General features: G+C 58.5%; 16 protein-coding genes and 5 pseudogenes. 16 read left to right on the top strand and 5 right to left on the bottom strand.

The annotated features are described in order from the left end of the window. The 15 genes and pseudogenes from AU509_RS15910 to hisP all read left to right on the top strand — a co-directional run. The coding region (locus AU509_RS15910; protein ID WP_139824069.1) for an ABC transporter permease at positions 1-372 on the top strand (372 nt) is incomplete at its 5' end. Further along, positions 365-1,849, top strand: a pseudogene (locus AU509_RS15905) (TolC family protein). The gene AU509_RS15910 and the pseudogene AU509_RS15905, both read left to right, overlap by 8 nt. After that, the gene (locus AU509_RS15900) at positions 1,842-3,122 is read left to right on the top strand and encodes an efflux RND transporter periplasmic adaptor subunit (protein ID WP_100053538.1); all 1,281 of its coding nucleotides are present in this window, start codon (positions 1,842-1,844) and stop codon (positions 3,120-3,122) included. The pseudogene AU509_RS15905 and the gene AU509_RS15900 overlap by 8 nt, the downstream one beginning before the upstream one ends. Beyond that, a pseudogene (locus AU509_RS15895) lies at positions 3,104-3,337 on the top strand (MOFRL family protein); the annotation flags it as partial. The gene AU509_RS15900 and the pseudogene AU509_RS15895, both read left to right, overlap by 19 nt. Positions 3,338-3,871: 534 nt before the next feature. Then, complete coding sequence (gene cybB, locus AU509_RS15890; protein ID WP_094118809.1) at positions 3,872-4,426, top strand: cytochrome b561; 555 nt, start codon at positions 3,872-3,874, stop codon at positions 4,424-4,426. A 104-nt stretch (positions 4,427-4,530) separates the two neighbouring features. Continuing rightward, entirely contained in the window at positions 4,531-5,472 is a 942-nt protein-coding gene (gene cbpA, locus AU509_RS15885; RefSeq protein ID WP_094118808.1) for a curved DNA-binding protein, read from the top strand. A gap of 4 nt (positions 5,473-5,476) precedes the next feature. After that, positions 5,477-5,782, top strand: a complete 306-nt coding sequence (locus AU509_RS15880) for a chaperone modulator CbpM (protein WP_085652395.1) — start codon at positions 5,477-5,479, stop codon at positions 5,780-5,782. Between the two features lie 757 nt (positions 5,783-6,539). Then, positions 6,540-7,753 (top strand): annotated as a pseudogene (locus tag AU509_RS15875) (bifunctional succinylornithine transaminase/acetylornithine transaminase). A 38-nt stretch (positions 7,754-7,791) separates the two neighbouring features. Beyond that, positions 7,792-8,825: pseudogene (gene astA, locus AU509_RS15870) on the top strand (arginine N-succinyltransferase). Further along, positions 8,825-10,307: pseudogene (astD, locus tag AU509_RS15865) on the top strand (succinylglutamate-semialdehyde dehydrogenase). The pseudogenes astA and astD overlap by 1 nt, the downstream one beginning before the upstream one ends. Before the next feature lie 74 nt (positions 10,308-10,381). After that, positions 10,382-11,722: an N-succinylarginine dihydrolase gene (astB, locus tag AU509_RS15860; RefSeq protein ID WP_094118807.1), complete on the top strand. Its 1,341-nt coding sequence runs from the start codon at positions 10,382-10,384 to the stop codon at positions 11,720-11,722. A 12-nt stretch (positions 11,723-11,734) separates the two neighbouring features. Next, positions 11,735-12,739, top strand: coding sequence for a succinylglutamate desuccinylase (astE, locus tag AU509_RS15855; protein WP_094118806.1), 1,005 nt, complete (start codon positions 11,735-11,737; stop codon positions 12,737-12,739). Positions 12,740-12,874: 135 nt separating this feature from the next. Then, on the top strand, positions 12,875-13,561 hold the full coding sequence (gene hisQ / locus AU509_RS15850) for a histidine ABC transporter permease HisQ (RefSeq protein WP_094118805.1): 687 nt from the start codon (positions 12,875-12,877) through the stop codon (positions 13,559-13,561). After that, positions 13,558-14,262 carry an ABC transporter permease gene (locus AU509_RS15845; RefSeq protein ID WP_094118804.1) on the top strand — a complete coding sequence of 235 codons (705 nt, stop codon included), beginning with the start codon at positions 13,558-13,560 and terminating at the stop codon, positions 14,260-14,262. The genes hisQ and AU509_RS15845 overlap by 4 nt, the downstream gene beginning before the upstream one ends. 31 nt (positions 14,263-14,293) lie before the next feature. Continuing rightward, a complete protein-coding gene (gene hisP / locus AU509_RS15840; protein ID WP_094118803.1) occupies positions 14,294-15,070 on the top strand; it encodes a histidine ABC transporter ATP-binding protein HisP in 777 nt (258 codons plus the stop codon). 98 nt (positions 15,071-15,168) lie between these two features. On the opposite strand, the gene AU509_RS15835 is transcribed toward hisP, so the two are convergent. The 5 genes from AU509_RS15835 to AU509_RS15815 are packed head-to-tail and all read right to left on the bottom strand — an operon-like array spanning position 15,169 to position 22,183. After that, a complete protein-coding gene (locus AU509_RS15835) occupies positions 15,169-17,190 on the bottom strand; it encodes a CocE/NonD family hydrolase (RefSeq protein ID WP_094118802.1) in 2,022 nt (673 codons plus the stop codon). Further along, on the bottom strand, positions 17,190-18,812 hold the full coding sequence (locus AU509_RS15830) for an ABC transporter ATP-binding protein (protein WP_094118801.1): 1,623 nt from the start codon (positions 18,810-18,812) through the stop codon (positions 17,190-17,192). Before AU509_RS15830 ends, AU509_RS15835 begins: the two co-directional genes overlap by 1 nt. Continuing rightward, complete coding sequence (locus tag AU509_RS15825; protein ID WP_100053537.1) at positions 18,809-19,639, bottom strand: ABC transporter permease; 831 nt, start codon at positions 19,637-19,639, stop codon at positions 18,809-18,811. The genes AU509_RS15830 and AU509_RS15825 overlap by 4 nt, the downstream gene beginning before the upstream one ends. A gap of 7 nt (positions 19,640-19,646) precedes the next feature. Continuing rightward, positions 19,647-20,594 carry an ABC transporter permease gene (locus AU509_RS15820; RefSeq protein WP_085652407.1) on the bottom strand — a complete coding sequence of 316 codons (948 nt, stop codon included), beginning with the start codon at positions 20,592-20,594 and terminating at the stop codon, positions 19,647-19,649. Next, the gene (locus AU509_RS15815) at positions 20,594-22,183 is read right to left on the bottom strand and encodes an ABC transporter substrate-binding protein (RefSeq protein ID WP_094118799.1); all 1,590 of its coding nucleotides are present in this window, start codon (positions 22,181-22,183) and stop codon (positions 20,594-20,596) included. Before AU509_RS15815 ends, AU509_RS15820 begins: the two co-directional genes overlap by 1 nt. A gap of 1,223 nt (positions 22,184-23,406) precedes the next feature. Here AU509_RS15815 and AU509_RS15810 point away from each other — a divergent pair. Then, a complete protein-coding gene (locus tag AU509_RS15810) occupies positions 23,407-25,785 on the top strand; it encodes a heavy metal translocating P-type ATPase (protein ID WP_094118798.1) in 2,379 nt (792 codons plus the stop codon). Positions 25,786-25,805 lie beyond the last annotated feature (20 nt).

The following is a 25,805-nucleotide window of genomic DNA, read 5'->3' as shown; positions in this document are numbered from 1 at the left end:
TCAGGACTTGGCGGTATTGCGTTACTGGTTGGAGGTATCGGCGTAATGAATGTGATGGTGATGAACATATCGGAACGGCGCCGGGAAATAGGTGTCCGCATGGCACTTGGGGCTCGACCTAAGGACATTGCCCGACTTTTCCTGATTGAAGCCATTATTCTGGCGACTCTTGGGGCATTCACCGGTGCTGCACTGGGCTTGGCTGCATCCTGGATATTCGTCCATTACTCAGGCTGGCAAAATTTTACAATGTCCCCAGCCTCTCTTCCACTGGGTATAGGAAGCGCTATAGCTACGGGGCTTTTTTTTGGTCTATCACCGGCGATTGCAGCATCGCGGTTGTCCCCAATAAAGGCCCTTCGCGATGAATAAATGCAGTTTACTGTTGTTAGCCGCTTTGTTTACCCCCTTATTTTCATATGCATGGTCTGACGTTGAATTACATCCTTCTCATGCATCACGACCGGGACAGCCGTCATCAGCTAATCCTATAATTTCCCTGAATACTCAGACGATAGATCTTACCCTTAGCGACGCTATCTATTTGGGCCTACGGGACAACCGGTCAATTCGCAGCATCTATTTTGATCGTATCTCTCAGAAATTTAATCTGCGTGTTGCTGAAGATCGCTTTACACCAAAGTTAGTTCTCAGCGCCAGTTATCAGTCCGACAGGAATCAGGATGATCGTTCTCACCAGGGAAATATGTCGCCTGTAGCGACCTTACTCACCCCATACGGTTCTCGATTCAGCCTAGGGTGGACCGGGAGTCAGACTAGAGCAAGAAATTCGGGACTTTCCAGCAATGATGGCGCGAATATTACTGTCATTCAGCCACTTCTTCGCGGTGCGGGCAGGGACGTTGCCACGGCACCCGTTAGACTTGCTCAGCTTAATGAACAGAGCAACCGGCTCTCGTTAAAACTGACGATCATGCAGACCGTGACAAAAATTATCATGTCCTACCGTGAGCTGCTTCAGTCACAGGAGCAGGTTAATATTGCACGGGACTCCCTTGAACGTTCCAGGCAGTTAGCTGACGTCAATCGGGCAATGATCTCCGCGGGTCGTATGGCAGAGTTCGAAATTGTGCAGACTGAAGCCGATGTAGCCTCTCAAGAGTTGGCTCTGGAGGATGCGCGTAATCAGCAGGAGTCTTCAAGGCTGGCGCTTTTGCAACTTTTGGCTCTGGATCTGAATACCTCAATATTCGCCAGCGATGCCTTACAGGCGCGACGTGTGGACATAAACATCCAGCAAGCGCTGTCAGAAGCTGAGAGATCTTAACCAGAGTGGCTTGCCCAGCTTATTGCGGATGAGCAGGCCGGAATTAACCTTGTCGTAGCACGCAATAACAGGCTTTGGGACGTTTCACTGGTGGGAGGAGCAAGCCAGGTCCGCGACCGTAGCGATAAAAATGGCTCGTCACAAACATGGGACAACTATGTTGGCCTGAAGGTAGAAATACCTGTAGGTGATATGAGAGCACATCAGGAAGAGGTTCAGGCACAGGTAGATCTACGAACTCAGGCGCTTCGCGTACAGGAGGCTCATCAGCAGCTGGAGCGCGAAGTGATCAATGCTGTCAGGAACATTGGTACCCGATGGCGTCAATACGAAATTTCTGTTCGTATCAGCGATCTCTCCCGACGGAAGTTGGACATTGAACGTGAGAAGCTCACTGCTGGTCGTTCCAGCAACTTTCAGGTGCTGCGTTTTGAGAGCGATCTCCGGAATGCTGACAGCGCAAAGCTCAATGCGCTTATCAGCTATCTGAATTCTCAGGCCCTGCTGGATCAGACTCTGGGCACAGCCCTGCAAAGCTGGGACATATCAATCAATGATTAAAAAATTTTTGCAGGCAATCCTCAATATTTTCCACAGGCGTATTCCAGTGACCGTCATGGTTCTGTCTGCCATCCTGGTGACTACATGGTTGTTTATGAGTAAATACAATAATAAACCAACACCAAAACAACAGGCTGAATGGATGTTAGTTCAGCCGCAGGCAATCGAGCAGCAGCTTGGGCTGGTTGGCCGAATCCAGGCCGAAAGACAGATAATACTTTCCGCTCCTTTTGAAGGGCTCATTCGTGATGTTCGGGTACGGGAAGGGGAGTTCATCAAAGCTGGCCGGACATTAGTCCAGCTTGACCCCGGATTGCTTGGAATACAACTGCGGCAGGCAGAAGCTGAACTGATCAAATCTAAGCGGGAGGTGCATCAGTTGGATAAATGGAGCAGCAGTCCTGATGTCTCGCGCGCCAGAAGAGCCGAGCTGTCAGCCCGTTCTGCGTTAACCGCAACGCAGGCAAACCTGCGTGATACCCGGGCTTTGTTCAAAAGAGGAATTGTCCCCCGAATGGAGGTTGATGCGCTCGTCCAGCAGGAACTGACACAGCAGCAGGATCTGCTCAGTGCTCAGGATGACTTACGGGATGTTAAGGCCCGTGGGACGGGGGAGGAACGGAAAATTGCTGAAATGGGATTGCTGAATGCTCAGGTCCGTTATCAGACACTCGAAGAGCAAAGCAAAAAACAAACGATTAATGCACCCTTTGACGGTATTGCTGTTCGTCCTGATGTTACTGAAGGAGGTAAGGCAGTTTTTGCTCAACAGGGCATGCAGGTTAGCCAGGGAACCCCCTTAATAACGGTCATCGGCCTGGACCGCCTTCAGGTTTTGACCCAGGTTAACGAGTCCGATCTCTATCTACTTCGTGAGGGAATGCTAGTAAAAATCACCGGGGATGGGTTTACCGGGCAGATACTTGACGGTCATATTTCTGCTATTTCCGTACAAAGCGACTCGCCAGACGGTGGCGGGACCTCCGCCCGTTACAATGTAGTCGCTTCCATTGATAGCCTTAAGTCACATTCAGCTCAACAAATTCGTCTGGGGATGAGTGCCCGGGTTGCCGTTATCCTCTACAGAAATGAGAAGGCGATTATTGTCCCCCCCGATGCGATTCATGAAGAAGGCGATTCCGCCTGGGTTTGGTACAGGACATCTCCGGATGCTGAAGTTTCTAAGCACATAATTGTGCGGGGCAAGACAGTTACACAGGGGATCGAAATTCATGGAGTTGAGGGGGGCTATGTAATGGTATCAGGGCAGTAGCTGGCGACAGTGATGGTATTGACGGCACCGAAGATGCAGCGGGCACGATGGTCTTTCCGGACACGCTGGCACACGGCAAAATGAGTGGCCTTAATGCGGTTAATTATCTCGATGGACATGACAGTTACAGCTATTTTCACGCGCTTGATGATTTGCTGATAACCGGCCCGACTTTAACCAACGTAAATCACATCCGGGCAATATTGATTGCCTGAGCCTGTTGCTCTCCTGCGGCCCGGGAGAGCAATATTTGTGCTTAGCGTTGTTTAGCCTAAGCCAGTTTGTCACAGTTCTACCGACTTCCCCTGATGCTCTATCCTGGAAAGCTACAGCCTGTCGCGTCCAGTCTACGCGGTTTAAATCCATTCTTCCTATTGAAGCCAGTCAAGCTCCTGGATTTAGTCCGCTCTTCGCTCACAGCGGACTCATCCCCCCGATAGCCCATCGCCAAATCATAAGAACACAATCCCCAAACACGCCTTTGATTAATACTTCCAGTCGTTAACGAAGATTCGCTGATATTAATTTCAGCCTACGCCAACTTTGCCGGTAAGAAGATCAGGGCTGAAATCGAGTCATCCCATCCGCCCGCAACGGCGAGGCTCATCAGGGAGACTCGCCGGTTTTCTCGTTTAACCGGACCGACTGGCGCGCAGCCCTCCACGAGTTAAAATAAATGTAAAAGTTTCGATCGATTGAGAAAAACATCGGTTATGGTGTGGGTAAATCACCGTCAAAAGGATGTCGTCATGCAGAACCAAGGGCGTTTTTCGAATGTGCAAATAGCATTGCACTGGGCCGTCTTTCTTCTTCTTATTGTTACCTATGCCACCGTCGAGCTGCGGGGACTGGCGCCGAGAGGGACGCTCACGCGCCAGTTGGTCATGGCAACGCACTTCAGCTGCGGCGTGACCGTGCTGGTGCTGATGGTGGCGCGCATTTACTTTCGTATCAAATACGCTTCTCCGCCAATTGTCCCGCCAGCGCCGAAGTGGCAGCACTTTCTGGCGAACCTGACGCACATTCTGATTTACGCGCTGTTCGTGGCGTTGCCGGTGCTGGCCGTCAGCTCACGCTATTTGCGTGGACAGGACTGGGCGCTGTTCGGCATCGGTATGCCGGTCGCGGCCACGCCGAATCCCGATCTGGCGGTGTCGCTGATTCAACTGCACGAAACGCTGGCGCCTCTCGGCTATTGGCTGATTGGGCTGCATGCGGCGGCCGCGTTGTTCCACTACTACTTCATGCGCGATAACACCATGCTGCGCATGATGCCCTCGAAGAAAGATCGCCCCTCCGCCTAATCTCCTCTCCGGCGGCTGATGAAACGAATGCAGAGAAAACCGTTTATTCAGCCGCCGATAGGACTATCCTCTATTAATGCATGGCAAAATGAGGATGTGGGCCGATGGAATTCAAAGATTATTATGCCTTGCTGGGGGTTGAGCCCTCAGACGATATCAAGGCCATAAAAGCGGCGTACCGGAAGCTGGCGCGGAAGTATCATCCTGACGTCAGCACCGAGCCGGATGCGGCGGAAAAGTTCAAGAGCGTGGCGGAAGCCTACGAAGTCCTTAAAGACAGTGAACGCCGCGCGGAATACGATCAAATCAGACTGCACCGTAACGATCCCCACTTCAACGAATCGCACTTTTCTCAATCTCGCTCCGCAGGCGCAGGCGGCCAGGAATGGCACAACAGCGGCGACTTCTCTGACTTTTTTGAATCCGTTTTCGGTCATCAGGCGCAGCCGCGTTCAGCCGGGCGTTCATCTCATGGCCAACGCGGGCAGGATGTCGAAATGGAGCTGCCGTTATTCCTGGAAGAAACGTTGAAAGAGCAAAGCCGCACCATCTCCTATCAGCTGCCGGTTCACGACCCGTTGGGTCGCGTGGTGGATGAAGTCACGAAAAAACTGAACGTGAAAATTCCGGCGGGCGTGGGCGACGGTGAACGTATTCGCCTCAAACATCAGGGGGTGGCGGGGATTAACGGCGGGGCGAACGGCGATCTCTACCTGATCATCCGTCTGGCGCCGCATCCGCGGTTTGATATCGACGGCCAGAATCTGCAAATCGTCGTCCCGCTGGCGCCCTGGGAAGCGGCGTTGGGCGCCAACATCGAAATGCCGACGCTGTCGGGGCGCATTACCCTCACCGTCCCGGCAGGCAGTCAGACCGGCCAGCGCCTGCGTATTAAAGGCAAAGGGCTGGTCAGCAAAAAAGGCGCGGGCGACCTCTATGCCGTGCTGAAAGTTGTGATGCCGCCAAAACCGGATGAATCCACGGCTGCGATTTGGACCTCGTTGGCTGAGAAGGCGGCCTTTAATCCTCGGACAGTATGGGAGTAATGCTATGGATGATATCGACGTCACCTTTACCGTGATTGAGGTGTGCCAGATCGTCGGGCTCTCCAGAGATGAGCTCAGCGAAGTCGTTGCGCTGGGCGTCATCGCACCTCAGGAAGAGACCCAGCCGCAGTGGTGCTTCGATGCCTGTGCGGTGAGCCAACTACAGCGAGCGCGACGTTTGCGCTACGAGCTGGAGATTGACTGGCCGGGCATCGCCATGACGCTGACGCTGCTGGATAAAATGGAGCGCCTCAACCAGGAAAATCTGCGGCTGCGGCGACAGCTGGAGCGCTTTATGCCGAGCCATTAAGGCTTGTGATTCAGGCTGCGCGTCTTGTGTCAGAACGCGCGGCCGCCTGCCTGACCTGCCCCCATCGTTCTCCCTTTTTCCATCCAGTCCTGCCCATTTCTACCGCTTTCAGCCTGATGCTGGAGAGATCTGGCGAATCCCTCGTCTCGGCCTTCGTTCTCTATCACAGTCTCTTGTTGGGCTTTTATCGCACAAAAGCGGCGAGCGCGATCTCACCGTAAGGGGGCGCGCCTCAAGTTGGTGCAACTAGCGACCTAATATGGTGCGCGCCGCGTCGGGCGATCGGTTTGTTTGCTCACTGTTAGTGCAACGAGACAGGGATGATGTGGCGTCAAATTAAAAAAAATTCTTTTCCTTTTTTTTGAATAAAATTTCTGCCAAAGGGGCGTTTTACAAAGAATTCTTTTTTACTTTAGGTTTGAATTCAAGATGCTTGCATAATTATGCATTTGTAATCGCTTGTTTTTAGGAAAAAAAATACACTTATTCATCGTTTATTCATTTCTGGCACGATGCCTGCTCTACCTCCTGTCATTGATATCTATACCACGGTTTAACCAAAGCGATAATCATCGCGCCGCGGAACTAGTTCTCATGTATTTATTTGAAAAATAATCTTTTTTTCATTTGTTTCCTACCAAGTTTAGGTAATGAGAAAGCGCGTCTTTTTACCCTGACTTTCTCTTTCACGCTCTTTGAGATCGAAACGGTTGATGAGAGCCAATGTCGGCGAGCCGCCGACCGAGATGAGGCCACTATGGAACATTCAGCAAAAATAACTCGTCAGGATTTTAATGAACGTATGGTGCCGGTGTATGCGCCTGCCGAGTTCATTCTGGAGCGGGGGGAAGGCTCGCGCCTGTGGGACAACCAGGGCAAAGAGTATGTTGATTTTGCGGGCGGCATTGCCGTCAATGCGCTGGGCCACTGTCATCCGGTTGCGGTAGACGCGCTGACGAAGCAGGCGTCCAAGCTATGGCACATCGGCAATGGCTATACCCATGAGCCGGTGCTGCAATTGGCGGGTCAGCTTATCGACGCGACGTTCGCCGACAAAGTGTTCTTTTGTAACTCCGGCGCGGAAGCCAACGAGGCGGCATTAAAGCTGGCGCGCAAACATGCGCACGACCAAGGAACGCCGGATAAAAACCGCATCATCGCCTTCAATAATGCCTTCCACGGCCGCACGCTGTTTACCGTCAGCGCGGGCGGACAGCCCAAATATTCGAAAGATTTTGCACCGTTGCCGGGCGCGATAGAACATCTGCCTTTCAACGATCTGGCGGCGGCGGAAGCGGGTATCGATGCGCAGACCTGCGCCGTTATCGTCGAGCCCATCCAGGGGGAAGGTGGCATTATCCCGGCGGATCCGGCCTTCCTGAGCGGTCTGCGCGAGCTGTGCGATCGCCACGGCGCGCTGCTGATTTTTGACGAGGTGCAGACCGGCGTGGGTCGTACCGGCTCGCTGTATGCCTACATGCAATATGAAGTCGTGCCGGACGTGCTGACCACCGCCAAGGCGCTGGGCGGCGGTTTCCCGATCGCCGCCATGCTGACGACCGATGCGCTGGCCGCCACGCTGTCCGTCGGCACGCACGGCACCACCTATGGCGGAAATCCGCTGGCGACGGCCGTGGCCAGCGAGGTATTCCGCACCATTAACACGCCGGACGTGTTGGAAGGCGTCCAGCGTCGCCACTCGCTTTTCGTTGAACGTCTGCGGCAGATCAACGCTCAGCACGGCATCTTCGCGGATATCCGCGGACGAGGCCTGCTGCTGGGATGCCAGCTCACTGCCGATTACGCGGGTAAAGCGAAAGCGCTGACCCAGCTGGCGGCGGAAGAAGGCTGATTGCGCTGATCGCCGGTCCGGACGTGATGCGTTTTGCGCCGTCTCTGGTCATTCCGGAACGTGATATCGAGGAAGGATTACAGCGCTTTGAGCGCGCCATCGCACGTTTTCGGGGATGAATTCGGCGCAAGGAAGAGAACGAGAGGTTGATATGACAATGATGATGATTCGCCCCGTCGCGCACCGCGACCTGCCGGACCTAATGGCGCTGGCGCAAAAGTCCGGCGTCGGGCTGACCACGTTGCCGCATAACGAAGAGATTTTATCCGCCCGTATTTCGCGGGCGCAGAAAACCTGGCAGGGCGAACTACCGAAAAGCGAGCAGGGATACCTGTTTGTTCTGGAAGATGTTTCCTGTGGTCGGGTGGTAGGGGTCAGCGCGCTGGAAGTCGCGGTCGGGCTGACGGAGCTTGGTACAACTTCCGCCTCGGCACGCTGGTTCATGCGTCCAAAGCGCTGAACGTCTACAAGGCGATGCCGACGTTGTCATTGAGCCACGACCATACCGGCTGCAGCGAGCTGTGTACGCTATTTCTGGACCCGGACTATCGCCACAGCCAGAACGGTAAGCTGCTGTCCAAAATGCGCTTCCTGTTTATGGCCGCGTTTCGTGAACACTTCTCAGATCGGGTCATCGCGGAAATGCGCGGCTACTCCGATGAAAACGGTCGCTCGCCGTTCTGGGAAGGGGTCGGCAGCCACTTCTTCTCGATTGATTTTGCCAAGGCCGACTATCTCAGCGGCATTGGTCAAAAAGAGTTCATCGCCGAGCTGATGCCGAAACATCCGCTGTACGTGGACTTTCTGGATAAAGCCGCCCGCGATGCCATCGGCCGTGTGCATCCGCATACCGCGCCTGCGCGCCGACTGCTGGAAGCCGAAGGGCTGTGCTATCGCGGCTATGTCGACATTTTTGACGGGGGATCGACGCTTGAGGCGAACATCGACGAGCTGCGTGCGGTGAAAGATAGCCAGTTGAAGACCGTGGTCGTCGACGACCGCGCGGTGGAAGGCAACGCAACGATCTGTCTGGTGGCTAACGACAATTATCGCCACTACCGCGCCATGCGGGTTCTGGCCGATCTGACTCAGGATACGTTGAAACTGGATGCCGCGACGGCGGATGTCCTGTGTCTTAAAGCGGGCGAACTGGCTCGCGTCATACCGCTTAACGTTGAGGAGACACACTAATGTCGCATCCTGCACTGTTTATCAACGGCGCCTGGCGTCAAGGGCGCGGCGCGTCATTCGAGAAAACCGATCCGCTCGATGGTCAGTCGCTCTGGCAGGCGGCTGCCGCCGACGCGTCGGACGTCGACGATGCCTGCGCTGCGGCACGCGCGGCCTTTCCTGCCTGGGCCAGACTGACGCTGGCTCAGCGGACCGAGATCGTCCAGCGTTTCGCTCAGCTGCTGGAGGAGCATAAGTCGGAACTGGCGGCGGTCATCAGCCGTGAAACCAGCAAGCCGCGTTGGGAAACCCTCACCGAAGTTCAGGCGATGATCGGCAAGGTCGCGATCTCGCAGCGGGCCTATGAACAGCGTACCGGCGAAAGCGTCACCCCGATGGCGGACGGCGCGGCATCGCTGCGCCACCGCCCGCACGGCGTGCTGGCGGTTTTCGGCCTTATAACTTCCCCGGCCACTTGCCGAACGGACATATCGTTCCGGCGCTGCTGGCGGGTAACTGCGTGGTATTCAAGCCCAGCGAGCTGACGCCGCAGACGGCGGAAAAAACGGTGAAACTGTGGCAAGAGGCCGGTCTGCCGGCGGGCGTCCTCAATCTGGTGCAGGGCGGCCGCGCCACCGGTGAAGCACTGGCCGGTCATCCGCAGACGGACGGACTGCTGTTCACGGGCAGCGCTCACACCGGTTATCTACTGCACCGCCAGCTGGCGGGTCAGCCAGAGAAAATCATCGCGCTGGAAATGGGCGGCAACAATGCCTGATTGTCGAAGATTTTGCGGATCGTGACGCGGCGGTGAATCTCGCGATCCAGTCCGCTTTTGTCTCCGCCGGACAGCGCTGTACCTGTGCGCGTCGTCTGCTGGTCAAACGCGGAGCCGAAGGCGACGCGTTCCTGCAACGCTTTATTGCCGTCGCTCGATCATTGCGCATCGGACGCTGGGATGCGGAGCCGCAGCCGTTTATGGGCGGCGTGATTTCCGCCGCGGCGGCAGATGCCCTGATGTCGGCCCAACAGACCCTGCTGGCCGCTGGCGCCGACGCGCTGCTGCCGATGACTCGCCCGGAAACGGATAACGCGCTGCTGACGCCGGGCATTCTGGATATCACCGAGGTTAACGATATTCCGGATGAAGAGCTGTTCGGACCGCTGGTCTGCGTCATTCGCTACGACGAATTCGACGAGGCTCTGCGTATCGCCAATGCCACGCGTTATGGGCTGGCAACGGGGCTGGTGTCGACGCGCCGCGCGTTGTTCGACCGTCTACTTCTGGAAGCGCGAGCGGGCATCGTTAACTGGAACAAACCGTTGACCGGCGCCTCCAGCGCCGCGCCGTTCGGCGGCGTCGGCGCGTCGGGCAACCACCGCGCCAGCGCGTTTTACGCCGCAGACTACTGCGCGTGGCCGATGGCCTCGCTGGAAAGCGAAACGCTGTCTCTGCCCACGGCACTGTCGCCGGGCGTCTCGTTTGATGAGTCTGATGCCTAATCGGCCGATCCGCTCCCGGCTCATCATGAGCAGGGGCGGGACCGCACCGCCACTTTCTGTTTTCCGGAGTCAACATGCGTGGATATGAAATCAATTTCGACGGGTTGGTGGGGCTGACGCACCACTATGCGGGGCTGTCATTCGGCAACGAGGCCTCGACGCAGCATCAAAATAGCCTCTCTAACCCGAAGCTGGCGGCCAAGCAGGGGCTGCTGAAAATGAAAACGCTGGCGGATCTCGGCTATCCGCAGGCGGTCTTGCCGCCGCAGGAACGGCCGCATATCCCGACGTTGCGCCGCCTCGGCTTCAGCGGCAGCGATGAAAGCGTGCTGGCGCAGGCCATGCGTGAGGCGCCGCGCCTGCTGTCTTCGCTCAGCTCCGCCTCCTCCATGTGGACGGCGAACGCCGCCACGGTATCGCCCTCGGCGGACAGCGCGGACGGCCGCGTCCACTTCACCGCCGCCAACCTGAACAACAAATTCCACCGGGCGATTGAAGCGCCGACGACATCCGCCCTCCTGCGCGCCATTTTTCGCGACGAGGCGCACTTCGTGCATCACGACGCGTTGCCACAGGTGGCTTTGCTGGGCGACGAGGGCGCGGCCAACCATAACCGCTTGGGCGGCGACTATGCCAGCCACGGCGTGCAGGTGTTCGTCTATGGGCAGCACCATTACGGGACTGAGCCGGGACCGCAGCGCTATCCGGCGCGCCAGACGCGCGAAGCCAGCGAGGCCGTCGCGCGGTTGCATCAGCTTGACCCGCAGTCCACGGCGTTCGTACAGCAGAACCCGGCGGTGATCGACAAAGGCGTGTTCCATAACGACGTGATCGCCGTCAGCAATCAGCAGGTGTTGTTTCATCATCAGCAAGCGTTTCTGCATCAGGCGCAGGCGCTGGACGAGATCCGCCGCAAGATGGCGCACATTGAGCAGGAGCTGATTTCGATCGAAGTGCCGGAAAAGCGGGTGTCGGTGGAAGACGCGGTGGCGACCTACCTGTTCAACAGCCAAATCCTGACCCGTGAAAATGGCCGTATGACGATAGTGGTGCCGGAAGAGTCGCGTAGCCACCGCGGCGTATGGAGCTATCTGAGCGAAATGGCGGCGTCCGGCGGCCCAATCGACGACATCAAGGTGTTTGATCTGCGCGAAAGCATGCGTAACGGCGGCGGGCCGGCGTGTCTGCGGCTGCGCGTGGCGCTGACCGAGGAAGAGCGCCGTGCGGTTAATCCGCAGGTGATGATGACCGATGCGCTGTTCGACACGCTGAATCAGTGGGTTGACCGTTACTATCGCGATCGGCTGAGCGCGGGCGATCTGGCCGACCCGCAGCTGCTGCGGGAAGGGCGTGAGGCGCTGGACGCGTTGACGTCAATCCTCGGTCTGGGCGCCGTCTATGAATTCCAACGGTAAGGGGTGCTGCGGATGAACGATTTTTTAGCGCTGACGCTGCGCGGCGAATCACCGCCGACAACCGCAGGCGAGACCGCAGCACTGCACTGGCGCTGGCTGGACGAAGGCGTGCTGGAACTGACGCCGCGCGCGGGTTATCGCCGTGCGGTGGTGCTCTCGGCGGGCGTGCATGGCAACGAAACGGCACCGATTGAGCTGCTCGACGCGCTGGTGGGCGATCTGCTGGCGGGGAGACTGACGCTGGGCGTGCGGCTGCTGGCAATCTTGGGGAATCCCGCCGCGATGCGGGTGGGGAAACGTTATCTGCACAGCGACATGAACCGCATGTTCGGCGGGCGTCATGCGCAGTTCGCGCCGGGGGAAGACACGGACCGCGCACGCCGTCTGGAACCGTTGCTCACTGCCTTCTTCGACGCCGATGCGGCGGAGCGGGGGATCGAGCGCCATCACTACGACCTGCATACGGCTATTCGTGAGTCGCTGTTGCCGCGTTTTGGGCTGCTGCCTTATCAGCCACGACCTTACAGTCCGGCGCTGCTGGCGGCCCTGGCGGGCGCGGAGCTGGACGCGCTGGTGGTGCACAGCGAACCGGGGGGCACCTTCAGCCACTTCAGCAGCGAACGGTGTCAGGCGGAGAGCTGCACACTGGAGCTGGGGAAAGCCCGGCCGTTTGGCCATAACGATCTCGGGCAGTTTTCCGCGATTGACCGCGCGCTGCGCGCGCTGGTGAGCGCACAGGCCGTTCCGGCACGCGCCAGTGCGCCGCTGCGAGTGTTTAGCGTGAATCGCTCGCTGATCAAACGCAGCGACGACTTTCAGCTGTTTCTGGCGGACGATACGCCGAACTTTACCCGCGTTGATCACGGCACGCGGCTGTGTAAGCAGGCGGGTGAAAGCGACCGGGTCAAACATCGCCACGAGTGGATTTTGTTTCCCAATCCAAACGTCGCGTTGGGCCTGCGGGCGGGACTTGTCCTGACCGAACGCGAGTGGGACAGCCTGAGCGAGCCGTCCTGACCGCGGTACGTCCTTACGCTGTACTGCGCGAGGCTTGAGCCAACGTTGGGGAGATCTTGATGGTCGATAGATCCCGTTGCTCAAGCGCCTTTTACGCGGCAACAGCTACACATCCAATAACAGAGAGGACGACGAATGTTGCAGGGATACAATAAATTGATCTTCGAAGGCACGCTGGTGACGATAGACCTGGCGCTAAGCTCGGTGCTGCTGGCCGTGATCATCGGCCTCCTCGGCGCGAGCGGTAAACTCTCGCGCATCCGCCCGCTCGTCGCGGCGCTGAATGCCTACACCACGTTAATTCGCGGGGTGCCGGATTTGGTGCTGATGCTGCTAATTTTCTACGGGCTGCAAATCACGCTCAATCATGTGACAGAGTTTCTGGGTATGAGCCAGATTGATATCGACCCGCTTTCGGCGGGCGTGATCACACTGGCGTTCATCTACGGCGCGTATTTCACCGAGACGTTTCGCGGCGCGTTTATGGCCGTTCCGCGCGGACAGATAGAGGCGGCGCAGGCGTATGGCTTCAACGGAATGCAGGTCTTCCGCCGGGTGCTGTTCCCCGCGATGATGCGTTTTGCGCTGCCCAGCATCGGTAACAACTGGATGATCATTCTGAAAGCGACGGCGCTGGTGTCCATTCTGGGGCTGCACGATGTGGTCAAAGCGACCCAGCTGGCGGGTAAAGGCACCTGGCAGCCGTTCTTCTATACCCTGATGGCCGGGGCCATCTATCTGCTGCTGACCACCGTCTCTAATGGCGTCTTGCTGTGGCTGGAGCGACGTTACTCTATGGGCGTGAAGAGGGCCGAACTATGATCGAGATCCTGCAACAATATTGGCAGCCGCTGCTGTGGAGCGACGGCTATCGGATCACCGGTCTGGCGATCACGCTGTGGCTGCTGATTGTCTCCGTGCTGTTGGGCGGCTTGCTGGCATTGCCGCTGGCGATGGCCCGCGTTTCCTCGTCGCGCTGGCTGAGTTTTCCCGCGTGGCTTTACAGCTATATCTTTCGCGGTACGCCGCTTTATGTGCAGCTGCTGGTGATCTACACCGGCATGTACAGCCTGGAAGTCGTGCGCGGCACCGAGGTGCTCAACGCCTTTTTCCGCAGCGGGATGAACTGTACGATTTTGGCGCTGGTTCTCAATACCTGCGCGTACAGTTCGGAAATTTTCGCCGGTGGCATCCGCGCGGTGCCGCATGGCGAGGTGGAAGCGGCGAAGGCCTATGGTTTCTCGCGCGCCAAGATGTATCGCTGCATCATTTTGCCGTCCGCGTTGCGTATCGCCTTGCCTGCCTACGGCAACGAAGTGATTATGATGCTGCACTCCACCGCGCTGGCGTTTACCGCCACGGTGCCGGATCTGCTGAAAGTAGCGCGTGATATCAACGCCGCCACCTATCAGCCTTTCTATGCGTTCGGCCTTGCCGCCGTGCTTTACCTTGTCGTTTCCTACGGTCTGATTCGCCTGTTCCGCAAAGCGGAAAAACGCTGGCTGATCCATCTGAAACCTTAATCATCCGCGCTGGATAGCAGGAGAATGTGCTATGTCTGAGAAGAAAAAATTAGTCGTGACCGAGCTGCACAAACACTACGGCGAACACGAGGTGCTGAAAGGCGTTTCGCTGTCCGCCAGCGCCGGCGACGTGATTTCCATCATCGGCTCCTCCGGTTCCGGTAAAAGTACGCTGCTGCGCTGTATCAACTTTCTCGAGAAGCCGACGGAGGGCACGCTGTGGGTCAATGAGAAAGAGATCCGACTGGTGCGGGACAAAGACGGCCAGCTGAAAGTGTTCGATAAGAAACAGCTACAGCTGCTGCGTACGCGGCTGACGATGGTGTTTCAGCACTTCAACCTGTGGAGCCACATGACGGTACTGGAAAACGTGATGGAGGCGCCGATTCAGGTGCTGGGCATCCGTCGCGCCGAGGCACGCGAGCGCGCGATTCGCTATCTGGACAAAGTCGGCATCGACGAACGGGCGCGCGGAAAATATCCCTCAAGTCTGTCCGGCGGACAGCAGCAGCGCGTCTCCATTGCGCGCGCGCTGGCGATGGAGCCGGAGGTGCTGTTGTTTGATGAGCCGACGTCGGCGCTGGACCCGGAGCTGGTGGGGGAAGTGCTGAAAATCATGCAGCAGCTAGCGGAAGAGGGCAAAACCATGATTGTGGTGACGCATGAAATGGAGTTCGCCCGTCATGTCTCCACGCAGGTGGTGTTCCTGCATCAGGGCGTGATTGAAGAGCAGGGCGCGCCGGAGGCGGTGTTCAACAACCCCCAAAGTCGGCGATTGCAGCAGTTCTTGTCCGGCGCGTTGAAGTAAGCGCAATAAAAAAACCGCCCGACAGTCGGGCGGTTTAAGCATGGGTCATCGCGCGCGGCGTTGACCGGAGTGAGACTCCGCGCCGCGGCAGGCATTCATTAACGCGGGATGCGGCGATCCCACTGGCGGTTAAAGACCTCTTGACCGTTGTGCTGGATACGCATATCCGCCGTCACGATAAAGTGGGTGAGATCGCCGCGCAGCTCCAGCGTGATCTCCGCCTCGGTCCACCAGCCTTCACGTCCCATTTTCATCGACTGCGTCAACAGATAGCGGGCCGACAGCGGGTCCTGACTGTTGATGGTCAACTGACGGCGCAGGCTGTGGTCGACGGTAGTGTCGATGTCGTCGAAGCGGTAAACCCCCTCGCCGAACACGCCGCCGACGCCTTCGGTGACGTAGGTCCATGTATCGGTGACGATGTCATAGGACGCGTGACGGTCGACTCGTCCCGGCGACAGCACGGTCAGCGGCGTATCCGGCGCGGTTTTGGGATGCGGGTTGGGACCAGCGATAGGCTGTACCGACTCGCAGACCGGCAGGCGCAGCTGCGCGCTTGCCAGATCGACGCTGAGCGTCGCCGCTTCGGCCATCGGCCAGACCATCGGCCAGTAGGTCGTCGCCAGCGAGACGCGCAGACGATGCCCGGCGGGGAAGCGCCAGGCGATGCCGTCCAGCTGAACGTTGACCTGCACGGTTTCTCCCGGCGTCAGCGGGGTATGACGATCCTGCCCCTGCAAATGGCTCAGATTCACCCAGCCGTGCGAAACGCGAGTCACCGCGCCGTCTTCCGCGACGTCGGACAGGCGCACATACAGCATCGCGGCGGGCTTATCACTTTTCAGCGCGACGCTAAACTGCGGCAGGCCGTAGATCGTCAGCATGTCCTGCAACGGCTCGCTTTCATAACACGTCGCCAGACCGTCGTCGATGCGCTGATCGCTCGGGCTTTCGCCCAATACGCCCGCGCCCATCCATTCTCCGCCCATGACACCGTGGCTCTGCGGCGAACAGACGTTCTGCCAGCCAGCGTGCTCATCCGGCTGGTCGTTCAACTGGCCGCGCTGTAGCCAGAAGGTGCGCGGGGTGGTAGCCGCCGCGGTGTCGCCCTCGATGCCGATCCATTCGCCCGGCGCTGTCGGCCGCTGCGAGCTGGGGCGCTGGCTCTCGTTCATCCACGCCTGCACGCGCGGTCCGTCTAGTACGTCGTTGTCTTCGCCTTTCAGCCAGTGATCCCACCAGCGCACGGCTTCTTGCAGGAAGCCGATGGCCGGTTCTGGCGTTCCGTCCTGCGGGTAAATGTGCGCCCACGGGCCGATGATGGCCTTGCGCGGGACTTCAAGATTGTCCATCAGGCGGAAGACGGCGTTGGTGTAGGAGTCGGCCCAGCCGCCGATCGCCATCACCGGGCACTGAATGTCAGACCATTCTTCACCGACGGAACCATGACGCCAGTACGCGTCGCGCAGCGGATGTTCCATCCACTGGGCGGGGAAGAACGGCATGTTGTCCAGCCGGTGCATCCAGTCCTGATACCAGCTTTCGCCGATCAGCGCCGGGTCCTGCGGACGGCTCTGGTACGCCATCATGATGCCGCCCCACCACAGGTTGTCGTTCAGCAGACAGCCGCCTTTGTAGTGGATGTCGTCGTTATAGCGATCATCGGTCGAGCAGACGGTGATGATCGCCTTCAGCGCTGGCGGACGGCGCGCGGCGAGTTGCAGGCAGTTGAAGCCGCCCCAGGATTTGCCCATCATGCCGACCGCGCCGCTGCACCACGCCTGACGGCTGATCCAGTCGATCACTTCCAGCGCATCTTCCTGTTCCTGCAACAGGTATTCATCGGCCATCAGCCCGTCGGATTCGCCGCTGCCGCGCATGTCCACGCGCAGGACGGCGTAGCCGTGGCCCGCAAACCAGCCGTGCATCGGTTCATCGCGCGTACGGGTTCCGTCGCGTTTGCGGTAGGGAATGTATTCCAGAATGGCCGGAACCGGCGTTTGATGCGCCTGCTCAGGCAGCCACATCCGTGCGGCCAGACGGGTGCCGTCGGCCAGCGTGATCCAGAAATGTTCGGTAACGACGACGTTGTGCGGGAAGTGGGTTACGGTTTCTTTCATCATATTCCTGTCGAAATTTCATTGCCGCGCGTCTCCAGAACTTCGTCGAGCCAGGAGCTGCGCATTTCAGGGACGGAGGTCAGCAGTTTTTCGGTGTAAGGGTGCATCGGGGCGCTGAAGACTTTGCTCGTCGGGCCTTGCGCGACGATATTGCCCTGATACATGACCGCGACCTGCTGAGCGACGCGTTTGACCGTGCCGAGATCGTGCGTGATGAACAGATAGGAGAGCCCCAGCTGCTCTTGCAGCCGTTTGAGCAGATTCAGCACGCCCTCGGCGACCAGCGGATCAAGCGCGGACGTCGCTTCGTCGCAGATAATCAGATCCGGATTGGCGGCCAGCGCTCGCGCGATGCAGACACGCTGCTTCTGCCCGCCGGAGAGTTCGCCGGGATAGCGGTCGGCCAGCGAGGTCGGCAATTCGGTCAGCTGGAGCAGCTCTTCGACGCGGGCGCGCACCTGCTGGCGGTTGTGGCCGAAATAGAAGGCGATAGGGCGGCCGATGGCTTCCAGAATGGTCTGTCGCGGATTCAGTGCGACGTCCGGCAACTGGTAGATCATCTGGATGCGGCGCAGCGTCTCTTTGTCGCGCTGCTGATAGCGGTGCGCCAGTTTGACGCCGTCAAAGATCGCATCGCCCTCGGTATCGTTCAGCAAACCGCACAGCGCCCGCGCCAGCGTGCTCTTACCGCTGCCGGATTCGCCGATGATCGCCAGCGTTTGCCCTTTGGGCAGCGACAGCGAAACATCGTGCACCACCCGTTTGCCGCTGTATCCGGTGCTAAGGCGATCCAGCGTCAACAGCGCGGAAGCGTCGGACTGTGTTTCTTCGCCCGGCGTCAGCGCGTGCGTGCGTTCGGAAACCAGCTGCTGCGTATAGGTTTCCTTCGGCGTCTGCAAAATGACGTCGGTGTCGCCGCATTCCACGGCGCGTCCCTGACGCAGCACCAGAATGCGGTCGGCGATCTGGGACACCACGGCCAGATCGTGCGTGATGTACAGCGCGGCGGTGTTAAACTCCCGCACCAGTTTGCGCAGCATCACCAGCACTTCGATCTGCGTGGTGACATCCAGCGCGGTGGTGGGTTCGTCCATGATCAGCAGGTCGGGTTTGCAGGACATCGCCATCGCCGCCATCGCGCGTTGCAGCTGTCCGCCGGAGAGCTGATGCGGATAGCGTTTACCGATGTTTTCCGGATCGGGCAGATCCAGCGCGGTGAACAGCGTCGTGGCCCAGGCGTTCGCCTCGCTGCGGTTCATCAGACCGTGTCGCAACGGGCCTTCACATACCTGTTTGCCGATGGTCAGCGCCGGATTGAACGCGGCGGCGGCGCTCTGCGCCACGTAGGCGACGCGGCGGCCGCGGATCGCCTGCTTCTGCGCGTTGGAGAGCGGCACGATATCTTGATCGTCGATGCGGACTTCGCCCGCGCTGATGCGGCAACCCGGACGGGTATAGCCCATCGCGGCCAGCCCGATGGTGGACTTGCCCGCGCCGGATTCGCCGATCAGGCCAAGGACTTCGCCCCGTTGTAGGGTGAGCGAGATGTCCTGCACCAGCGCGCGTCCCTTGTCTTCGGTTTCGATACGCAGGTGACGGATGTTGAGTACAGGTTGATTCATGCTTCATCCCCCAGTGACAGGTTGTTGCGCAGCAGCAGCCAGTCCACGACCAAATTGACGCCGATGGTCAGCAGCGCGATGGCGGCCGCCGGATAGAGCGGCGCCAGCAGCCCGAAGTTGATGGCCTGCGCGTTGTCGCGCACCATGCTTCCCCAGTCGGCGTACGGCGGTTGGATACCAAGGCCAAGGAAGCTGAGGCCGGCGATGAACAGGAACGTGAAGCAGAAACGCATGCCGAATTCGGCCAGCAGCGGCGGAATGGCGTTCGGCAGGATTTCCCGCGTCAGGATCCAGCGCAGGCCTTCGCCGCGCAGCCGGGCCAGTTCCACATATTCCTGACACACGATGTCCTGCGCGACCAGACGCGCCAGCCGGAAGACGCGGGTGGCGTCGAGCAGCGCGATAGTGCCGACCAGCACGGGAATCGACGTGCCCAATACCGAGAGGACAATCAGCGCCAGAATCAGGACCGGAATCGACATCAGGGTATCGACGATACGCGTCAGTACGACGTCGACCCAGCGGCCGTAAATCGCCGCGGTGAAGCCGGTAATGATCCCGATGACGAAGGAGCTGAAGGTGATCACCAGCGCAATGGCGATGGTGGTGCGGGCGCCGAACAGAATGCGGGACAGCATATCGCGCCCCAAACTGTCGGTGCCGAGCAGCGCGTCAGCCGACGGCGCTATCCAGATGTCGCCGACCTGCGCGGTTTCGCTATGCGGAGCCAGCCAGGGCGCGAACAGCGCGCCAATCAGATTGACGGCGATAATCAGCAGCCCGATCCACGCCGAGAGCGGCACTCCGCTCATTTTTGTTATTTTCATGCCTGACTTACCTCGTATGTCGCAGTCGGGGGTTACACCAGATAGCCAGCAGATCGGCGACGGTGTTCAGCAGGATATAAGTGCCGCCGAACAGCAGTCCGCACGCCTGTACGACAGGCAGGTCGCGTTTACTGACCGCATCGACCATCAGCTGTCCAATGCCCGGATAGACAAAGACGACTTCGACCAGGATCACGCCGACGACCAGATACGCGAGGTTGAAGGCCACCACGTTGATGATGGGCGCCAGCGCGTTGGGCAAGGCATGACCCAGCACGATGCGCCAGCGCGGCACGCCTTTCAGCAGCGCGGTTTCGATATAACCGGCTGACATGACCGCGCCCACGGAGGCGCGCGTCATGCGCAGCATGTGCGCCAGCACCACCAGCACTAGCGTGAGCATCGGCAGCGTCGCGTTATACAGCCGCTGCGTCAGCGAGTCGTCCGGGCTGACCATCGCCAGACTGGGGAACCAGGCGAAGTGGATAGCGAAGAAAATCACCAGCAGGTAGCCGACGAAAAATTCCGGGACGGAAATGCTTAGGAGCGTCAGCGAGTTGGCGAGCCGGTCGAACAGCGAACCGCGCCAGATGGCGCAGGCAATGCCGAGCGCCACCGCCAGCGGAATGGCGATCAGCGCGGCATAGGCGGCCAGAAACAGCGTGTTCTCCAGGCGCGGTAGCAGCTCTTCACTGATAGGACGCCCGTTGGCCAGCGAGGTGCCGAGATCGCCGTGCAGCACACCGGTCAGCCAGTGCAGATAGCGGCCGACGGCAGGCTGATCCAGCCCCAGCTGGGTGCGCAGCGCAGCAATGGTTTCCGGGGTACCGTTTTGGCCGAGCAGCGCGCTGGCGATATCGCCGGGCAGCAGCTCGGTGCCGAGAAAGATCAGCATGGAAACCAGCCAGAGCGTCAACAGCCCCAGCAAGAGACGGTGAAGGATATGCTTTTTCATTACGACTCCAGCCAGACGCGCTCCGCCAGACGTCCCCCCATAAAGTTGAACAACGGATGGGGAGTGACGCCGCCCAGTTTTTTGCTGGTCGCATCGAGGTAGTCGCCGAAGAGCGGAATCATCGCGCCGCCGTCGTCGCGTGCGATGCTCTGCAGTTCGCCGTAGATGTCGGCGCGCGCCTTCTCGTCGAGCAGGGAACGGGCCTGCAACAGCAGCGCATCGAAGCGGTCATTTTTCCAATGGGCATCGTTCCACTTGGCGGTGGACTGCCAGGCGGTGGAGAACATCTGGTCGGCGGTCGGTCGACCTCCCCAGTAGCCCATGCTGAACGGGGCTTTCATCCACACGTTCTCCCAGTAGCTGTCGGCGGGCTGGCGTTTGATGGTCACCTGAAGGCCCGACTGGTTGGCCTGTCCCTGGAACAGCGCCGCCGCGTCCAGCGCACCGGCGAAAGCGGCGTCTGAGGAGGATAGCTCCAGCGGGAGCGTAGTCAGCCCGGCCTTTTTCAGGTGGAATTTGGCCTTGTCCGGATCCCACGCGCGCTGCGGCAGGTCGTGGTTGAAGAAGCGATCGGTTTTCGGAATCGGATGGTCATTGCCGAGGCTGCCGTAGCCGCGCAGCACAGTGGCCAGAATTTTTTCACGGTCGATGCCGTACTTGATCGCGAGGCGCACGTCGTTGTTGTTAAACGGCGCGGCGCGGCAGTCCATCAGGAACGTGAAGTGCTGACCGCCGGAAGATCGAATGATATTTAGCAGCGGGCTGCGCTTCAGGAAATCGACGGTTTTGAAATCGACGCGGTTGATGGCATGCACCTGCCCGGAAATCAGCGCATTGGTGCGGGCGGTCGGATCGTTGATGACCAGCACTTCCACGGCGTCGACGAACGCGCGGTTCGGCTTCCAGTAGTTCGGGTTGCGTTTGAAACGAGAGCGAACGCCTGGCTGATAGTAGTCGAACGTGAATCCGCCGGTGCCGATAGGGTGTGACCAGTCGGTAAAGCCGTTCGGCACCACCAGCAGGTGATAGTCCGCCAGCAGATACGGCAGATCCGCGTTGCCGCTGTCGAGCGTAATGGCAATCTCGTCAGGGGCGGTGCGGGAGAGTTTCGTGATGCTGGAGAGCTGGGAGCGAATCGCGCTGCGAGACTTTTCGCCGCGGTGCAGATTGATGGAGTAGATGATGTCATCCGCATCCAGCGTTTTGCCGTTGTGGAAGGTAACGCCCTGACGCACCTTGAAGCGCCACTCTTTGGCACCCGGTTCGACCTGCCAGCTTTCTAGCAGCTCCGGCGTGGCCTGATTATTTTCATCGATCTCGACCAGACCGTTCATCAGCATGTAGGCCTGATTGAGCGGCACCCAGTCGCTGAACAGTGTGGGATCGAGCGTATCGCTGGTGTTCCCGCCAGACATACCCAGTTTGAGCGTGCCGCCCCGCCTCGGTACGGCTTGCGCAGCAGAACTACTCAAAGGAAATGAAGAAAGTACACTACTCGCTCCAAGGAGTGCGGCAGTATTGAGAAACGACCGGCGGCTGAACTGAGCCTGCCCGAGCAATTTCTGTAAGTCCGAATGCTCTTTTTTCATTTATTTCTCCCCATGGTGTTGGTTTCATTTGCGTATTGAACACTCGTCGAGGAGTGAAATAGGTCAGTGACCCGTCATCTTACCGATATTTTATATGTTCTGTTTTCCCAATCCATTTATGCCAAAACGCGGCTCAGGATACTGCAAAAGGGGCCGTTTTTCTAATCTTCGACGCCCGGAAAGAAATGTGGGCGAGGAAAAACAGGATGTCACCTCGTGAATTATCGCTGTCACCGGCGCTATTTTCCTATAGCGGAAGGGACGGGGTTAATAGGTGTTTGGCATGATGAATTCTCAGGTTTGTGACCGCATTTCGATGAGGAATGGGCGGGCTAAAAATATCGATGTGGGTCAGTGATACGGTGCTGATGTTTATTCTGTTAAGTCGGGGTGATGCCTCGGGAATAACGACGTAAAGCCCCCGATATGGCGGCGGTAAATAGGTAGGTGTTGAGATGAAAAAATAACGGAAAACCCGGCGGCTTCATTTGGCGTATTTTTAAAAAAGTCCAATGGCATTCATTTATCTGTAATTGAACGGTTTTTTTTTTATGACTTTTAGGGCGGAAAGGGTAAATAAATAGACGATCATTCCTCTTTATTCTTTATTTCATGAGGGAGGAATCAGGTTATTGAAAGATGAAAAAATGAAATTGTGTTGTCCCGTCCTCCATCGTTGAAATAGGTCTGTTTCGAGAAGGGATTGGGGTAGGTATTGTTTCCATTTTGTCCGAAAAAATTGGAGGTATTGACGTTACTCATCCGCCGTTAAATATTTTGATGAAGGTGATGTTTTAATCGGTCGCCGCTAGCTCGGTATCGCCGGTGATTTGAAAGCGCACGCACGGCGTCACCTTCATGAATTAAGCAGGGTATCCCTCTACAGAAAAACACTCCTCACGTTTTCTTATATTTAAAGCCGATTGTAGCGTAGCGATTTTTCAGCGCGGTATTTATCGCTTAATTGGAAGAATAAATAGGTGTTTCTGAGTGAGAAAACACGATATGGCTTCCGTCTTTCACTACCGTGACAAAGCGAGGCGGACAGGACGGTTTAATAAAATACCCTTGGGGGGTATCATAAAGCGATGGCTGCGCGTATGTTGTTAGGCAGGTTTTCAACGGTTGCGCGTCAACAGTGCCCCGGTTCCCACGATGTTTTGGGCATGCCGGCTACCCGCGCGATAACCCCCTTGTCTGCAACCAGATTAGGACAGCCCTTTATGAGCCAATCCCAGCCTTTTCATCTTGCCGTCACCGGCATGTCCTGCGCCGCGTGCGCCAGCCGTATTGAACGTGTCCTCAACCGCCTGGATGGCGTCTCCGCCAGCGTGAACTTCGCCAGCGAGAAAGCGGTGGTGCGTCTCGATGATGCGCGCAGTTCGTCCAGCGACGTGATCGCCGCGATCCGCAAAGCCGGGTTCGACGTGGCGGATCAGCGGGTAGCGTTGGCCGTCGACGGCATGAGCTGCGTCGCCTGCGCGGCACGTATCGAAAAGGTGCTGAATAAGGTGGACGGGGTGACGGCGACGGTCAATTTCGCCGCCGGTCGGGCGCAGGTCAGCGTGACCCCCGGTAGTGCTACGCCGGAATCACTGATAGCGCGTATCGAACGCGCCGGGTTTACGGCGCGTCAGGTGACGGCGGGCGATCGGGAGGCCGAGCGTCAGCGGCGCGAGCGGGCTTGGACAAAAGATCGCAATGCGTTGGTGGTGGCTGCCGTACTGTCGTTTCCGCTGCTGTTTGAAATGGTCGCGATGTTTTTCGGGCAGGCACACTGGCTGCCGGGGTGGTTCCAATGGTTGCTGGCGACGCCGGTGCAGTTCTGGTGCGGCCGTCACTTTTATCACCGGGCCTGGAGCGCGTTGCGCAGCGGAACGGCCAATATGGATGTGCTGGTGACGTTGGGAACCAGTGTCGCTTACACGTTAAGTCTGGTGACGCTCCTGACCTCGGAACACGGCGATCTTTACTTTGAGGCCAGCGCCGCCATCATCACGCTGGTCCTGCTCGGCAAGCTGTTGGAGAGCAGAGCCAAGTCCAAAACCGGTGACGCCATTGAGGGGCTGTTACGCCTTCAGCCACAGATAGCGCACGTCGACGTTGACGGCGAATGGCAGGACCGTGATGTGGCATCGCTGCGCAGTGGCGATGTGTTTCTGGTCAGACCGGGCGAGAGTGTGCCCGTTGACGGCGTGGTCATCGACGGATTGTCCGAGGTCAACGAGGCGATGTTGACGGGCGAAAGTCAGCTCGTGGTGAAGCAAGCCGATGCGCAGGTTTACGCGGCGACGCAGAATCATAGCGGCGCCCTGCGAGTGCGTGCGACCAGCGTCGGCAGTGATACCGCGCTGTCGCGTATCGTCCGGCTGGTCGAAGAGGCTCAGGGCTCTAAAGCCAGCGTGCAGCGGCTGGCTGACCGGATTTCCGCGATTTTTGTCCCCGTCGTGATCACGATTGCCGTGCTGACCTTTGTGATCAGCGGGTGGGTGACCGGACAGTGGGAGGCAAGCTTGGTCAACGCCATCGCCGTGCTGGTGATCGCCTGTCCGTGCGCGTTGGGACTGGCGACGCCGACCGCGATGATGGTCGGAACCGGGCAGGGCGCGCGGGCGGGAATCCTGTTTCGCAACGCGAGCGCGCTGGAAAACGCTCAGCAGTTGCAGGTTTTGGTGATCGATAAAACCGGGACGCTGACTGAAGGACACCCTTCCGTGGTCAACGTGCTGCCGGCTGATGGTATGTCGAAGGAGGCGCTGCTGAGTCTGGCGATGGGCCTGGAGCAGAACTCCGAACATCCGCTGGGACAGGCGCTGGTGAAGTATGCGCAGCAGGCCGGGGCGACTGCGGCGGAAGTACACGGATTTAACGCTATCGTGGGGCGCGGCATCAGTGCGCAAGAGGGCGACAGCACAGTGATTCTTGGCTCGCCTACCTTCCTGACGTCGCGCGGCGTGGCTTTTGATACCGCGCTCCCCGCGATGCAAGAGCAAAAGGGGTTGACGGTGGTGGGGCTGGCGCGAGATGACCAACTGCTCGGCTATGTTTGTTTCGAGGATCGGCTGCGTGACGATGCCGTGGCGACGGTGGAAACGCTGCATCGACAGGGGATCCGCGTTGTCATGCTGACCGGCGATAACGCACGGGCGGCGGAGCGGGTAGCCGAGCGAGCCGGGATCCGTCAGTTTATCGCCGAAGTGTTGCCTGAGCAGAAAGCGGAGCAGATCGCTCGCCTACAGGCGGAGGGATACTGTGTCGGCATGGTGGGCGACGGCATCAACGATGCGCCCGCGCTGGCGGTGGCCGACATAGGATTCGCGGTCGGCGCCGGTTCGAATATCGCGCTGGATACGGCGGACGTGGTGCTGATGCAAAACCGTCTCGGCGGATTGCCCGACGCCATTAGCCTGTCGCGCGCGACGCTGAATAAGGTCAGGCAGAACTTGTTCTTCGCCTTTTTCTATAATGTGCTGGGGATCCCGCTGGCCGCATACGGCCTGCTCAATCCGGTGATTGCCGGCAGCGCGATGGCGCTGAGTTCTGTCTCCGTCTTGAGTAATTCACTGTGGTTACGCCGCTGGAAGCCGCGCCGCAAGGGATAAGTGTTTCTCGTGGGTTTAAA

Source organism: Lonsdalea britannica, assembly GCF_002111595.1.
GTDB lineage: Bacteria > Pseudomonadota > Gammaproteobacteria > Enterobacterales > Enterobacteriaceae > Lonsdalea > Lonsdalea britannica.
This window is presented reverse-complemented; position numbering and strand designations above follow the sequence as displayed.

What these genes read in the sequence shown, in the direction of transcription:
- AU509_RS15835 (WP_094118802.1), bottom strand. Translation starts at nt 17,190, where the DNA reads ATGAAAGAAACCGTAACCCACTTCCCGCACAACGTCGTCGTTACCGAA.
- hisP (WP_094118803.1), top strand. Translation starts at nt 14,294, where the DNA reads ATGTCTGAGAAGAAAAAATTAGTCGTGACCGAGCTGCACAAACACTAC.
- AU509_RS15845 (WP_094118804.1), top strand. Translation starts at nt 13,558, where the DNA reads ATGATCGAGATCCTGCAACAATATTGGCAGCCGCTGCTGTGGAGCGAC.
- AU509_RS15825 (WP_100053537.1), bottom strand. Translation starts at nt 19,639, where the DNA reads ATGAAAATAACAAAAATGAGCGGAGTGCCGCTCTCGGCGTGGATCGGG.
- astE (WP_094118806.1), top strand. Translation starts at nt 11,735, where the DNA reads ATGAACGATTTTTTAGCGCTGACGCTGCGCGGCGAATCACCGCCGACA.
- AU509_RS15900 (WP_100053538.1), top strand. Translation starts at nt 1,842, where the DNA reads ATGATTAAAAAATTTTTGCAGGCAATCCTCAATATTTTCCACAGGCGT.
- cbpA (WP_094118808.1), top strand. Translation starts at nt 4,531, where the DNA reads ATGGAATTCAAAGATTATTATGCCTTGCTGGGGGTTGAGCCCTCAGAC.
- AU509_RS15815 (WP_094118799.1), bottom strand. Translation starts at nt 22,183, where the DNA reads ATGAAAAAAGAGCATTCGGACTTACAGAAATTGCTCGGGCAGGCTCAG.
- astB (WP_094118807.1), top strand. Translation starts at nt 10,382, where the DNA reads ATGCGTGGATATGAAATCAATTTCGACGGGTTGGTGGGGCTGACGCAC.
- cybB (WP_094118809.1), top strand. Translation starts at nt 3,872, where the DNA reads ATGCAGAACCAAGGGCGTTTTTCGAATGTGCAAATAGCATTGCACTGG.
- AU509_RS15830 (WP_094118801.1), bottom strand. Translation starts at nt 18,812, where the DNA reads ATGAATCAACCTGTACTCAACATCCGTCACCTGCGTATCGAAACCGAA.
- AU509_RS15880 (WP_085652395.1), top strand. Translation starts at nt 5,477, where the DNA reads ATGGATGATATCGACGTCACCTTTACCGTGATTGAGGTGTGCCAGATC.
- AU509_RS15820 (WP_085652407.1), bottom strand. Translation starts at nt 20,594, where the DNA reads ATGAAAAAGCATATCCTTCACCGTCTCTTGCTGGGGCTGTTGACGCTC.
- hisQ (WP_094118805.1), top strand. Translation starts at nt 12,875, where the DNA reads ATGTTGCAGGGATACAATAAATTGATCTTCGAAGGCACGCTGGTGACG.
- AU509_RS15810 (WP_094118798.1), top strand. Translation starts at nt 23,407, where the DNA reads ATGAGCCAATCCCAGCCTTTTCATCTTGCCGTCACCGGCATGTCCTGC.